1 protein-coding gene is annotated in these 2,831 nt (G+C 60.4%); it reads right to left on the bottom strand.

Annotated elements, in window-relative coordinates:
- The coding region (locus ACE3UY_RS13655; protein WP_374688061.1) for a DUF2461 family protein at positions 1-2,831 on the bottom strand (2,831 nt) is incomplete at both ends.

Raw genomic sequence — 2,831 nt, 5'->3', positions numbered from 1 at the left:
GTCGGGATCGGCCTGGAAGTGGAAGAAGTGGAAGCGGCGGCGCAGAGCGAAGTCCACCAGAGCAATAGAGCGGTCGGCGGTGTTCATCGTGCCGATGAGGTAGACGTTGGGCGGGATGCGGAAGCGCCGGCCGGAGTAGGGTAGCGTCACGTCCTGATCACGGTACTCCAGCAGCAGCATGAGCTCGCCGAATATGCGCGGAATGTTGCCGCGGTTGATCTCGTCGATGATGAATACACAGGGCGTGTCGTCGCCCAGACCGGCGGCGCGGCGACAGAAGCGGACGAACGTGCCCTCGCGCGGCGGGTAATCGACGTGATAGCGGCCGTCGCGCTCCAGGACTTGCGGGCGAATGCCCTCGATGAAATCCTCATAGCTGTAGGCGGGGTGGAACTGGACAATCTCCAGCCGCTCCGGCGGCGGCTCAGCCAGCCCGATCAGCTGCTTGGCCAGCTCCCGCGCCACCCAGGTCTTGCCCGTGCCCGGTGGGCCGTCGAAGATGAGTTGGCGCTTGTCGCGCAGCAGGTCGAGCAGTTCAGCGGCGGTCGCATCGTCGAGGTGAGTACGGGCGCGAAAGTCGCTATCAGTGTAGAGTACCAGAGGTAGCTGAATCTCATCGATGACGTTATCGTCGTCGGGCGAAGGCGGGATTGCCAGATAACGTTCAACCAGAGGCTTCGGATCGTCGGCCACTGCCCATAGGTAAATAGGGAAGGCACGCCGAAAAGCGTCATATATACGATCGGCCAGGGCAGGGCCAAGACCAATCACCTGTGTGGGTGCCAGAGGTTGTAGGAGGTCGAAATCCCCGCTTGCCACCCAAGCGCGCAGATCATCAGGTTCGCGAATGACGATGACCTCACGCTTGCTTTCGTCGTGGGTGCGCACGAACTCAAAATCCTGCCGCAAGCGCAATTGGTCAAGCAAGGCGTAGAAGCCTTCCGTATCTTCCAGCACACGGAGGCGAAACCGGTCCCGGACTTGCTTGGCTTGACGGCCCACAAAGAAGCCAAATCGCAGCACGTGAGGATAGATAACGATGAACAGTTGCGCGTCGGTCTGCCTGCTTAAGCTTTCCCGGTAAAAAGCGCCCCAATAGTACCCGTGATACTGGCTGTCGACCGTGGCCGCCCAATTCTTGTAGATTCTGGCTAAGACCTGGTGAGCCGTGGCCCTGGTCTCCAGTGTGTCGGGGCTGAGATAGGGATCAAAGATTGGTTTGAGCGCCGGGCCAAGATCGGCAAAGAGGGCGCGCATGGGTTCCAACACCTGGCTCTGCCAGCGCTCGCGGTGGGCGTCCATCCACTCCTTGGTGTTGTTGGCTTGTAACTCGCTCAGGAAGGCGAAGGCGTCGGCCGAAAAGCCGTGGAATTCGCGGGCAATCGACTTGCCATTTGGATCAGGCGGTGTCGCCGTGAAAAGCGCCTCAACCTCTCCATACTCCGCCTCTCTCAACTCGATCACCGTCCCATGCAAGAACTTGTTACGCGTCTTGGGCGATAGCTTATCCACACTCAGGGTCTTAGGCTGCCACGCCACGCCTATGCGTAGCCACATGTCGTCGCGGAAATAGTCCTGCTCGGCCGGTCGCTCCAACGCCACCGACTCATCCAGTTCCGAAGTCACTACGCCGATACCGCCAATGCTCTTGTTACGCAGAAAAGCGACGACGCCATCGCCCACGCGGATGGAAGCGAATTTCTCAACCTGCGTATTTTGCAGGTCGTTGTCAAAACCGATGGCCGCCAGACCGCGTTCCAGGCAATCGGCCCAGAAGTTGTAGCTACCGCGGCCGTCGCCCATATCCTCGCTCATGTCGGCCGGCATGGTAATGCGCCAGTAGCGCCGCGCCGGCGGCTTAAGCCCCTTGTCGAACAACTCGTCGCGCTGCTTCTCATCAAAGAGCGCGGCGAAGATGGTGGGCAGGTGCGAGTGCTTGAAGGGCGTGCCCTTCCAGCTATGGAACCGCTCGCCGACGCGGGCCATGCTCGCTTCATAGATCGCTTGCAGTTCGTCAGGCCAGTCGGCCACCACGTCAAACGGGATCTCGAACACCGCCATTTCCGGATCGTCGGCAAATGGTTCGCCGCGTTTGAAGTCAAATTGGCTCTCTGTCGGCTGGATCAACAGTGTCAGGCTAATGAAGCCGTTATTCTTGGCGTAGTCGAGCACCAGCCATTGGCCGAAGTTTAGCCGCAGCAAAGTCTCGCTATAGCGCAGCGTCAAGGCAAAGCGCTTATCGGTAGGACTGCCGCCGAGCAGGTTAACCGTCTCGGCAAAGTGGCCGAATGCCGTCTCAGCCTCGGTACGGTTAGGGAAGATGGCGTCGAACGGCGCGGCAAGTGACCGCTCCCCACTGAGCACATCCCACAAGATGTCCAGCGTCCACAGATCGATCCCCAGTTCGCCCGCCAGCTGTAGTAGCACCGCGTTCATCGCCTCATACTGCTGGCCCTCGCTCTCCTTGCGGAACGACGGCCACAGGCCCAGCAGCTTCAGCCCGCTCTCGCTCTTGGCGTTCCAGACCCCATACTGTTGTGGACGGGTTACGAGCAGGATGGGTGTGATGGTGGCCTTACCCAAGCCCTTGATCCGCTGCCGCGCTTCGTTATAGCGGTCAGCCAGCGGCCGGCTTTCATCCTGCAGCTGGGCCAACACCTCGCGCAGGGCGGGCATGTCGGCCGTGATACGTGGGCCTTGGCGCTCGATGCCTGTCCAGTGCCGATTGTTCTCGAAGCGCAGAAAGGAGCGAAACTTCTCATCCGTGAGATCGGGCAACTGCTGAGGGCTGAAAAGGGTTCCATACTGGCCGATGACCTCATCGCGGCCGG

This window comes from Promineifilum sp. (SeqCode) (assembly GCF_041918635.1).
Lineage (GTDB): Bacteria > Chloroflexota > Anaerolineae > Promineifilales > Promineifilaceae > Promineifilum.
This window is presented reverse-complemented; position numbering and strand designations above follow the sequence as displayed.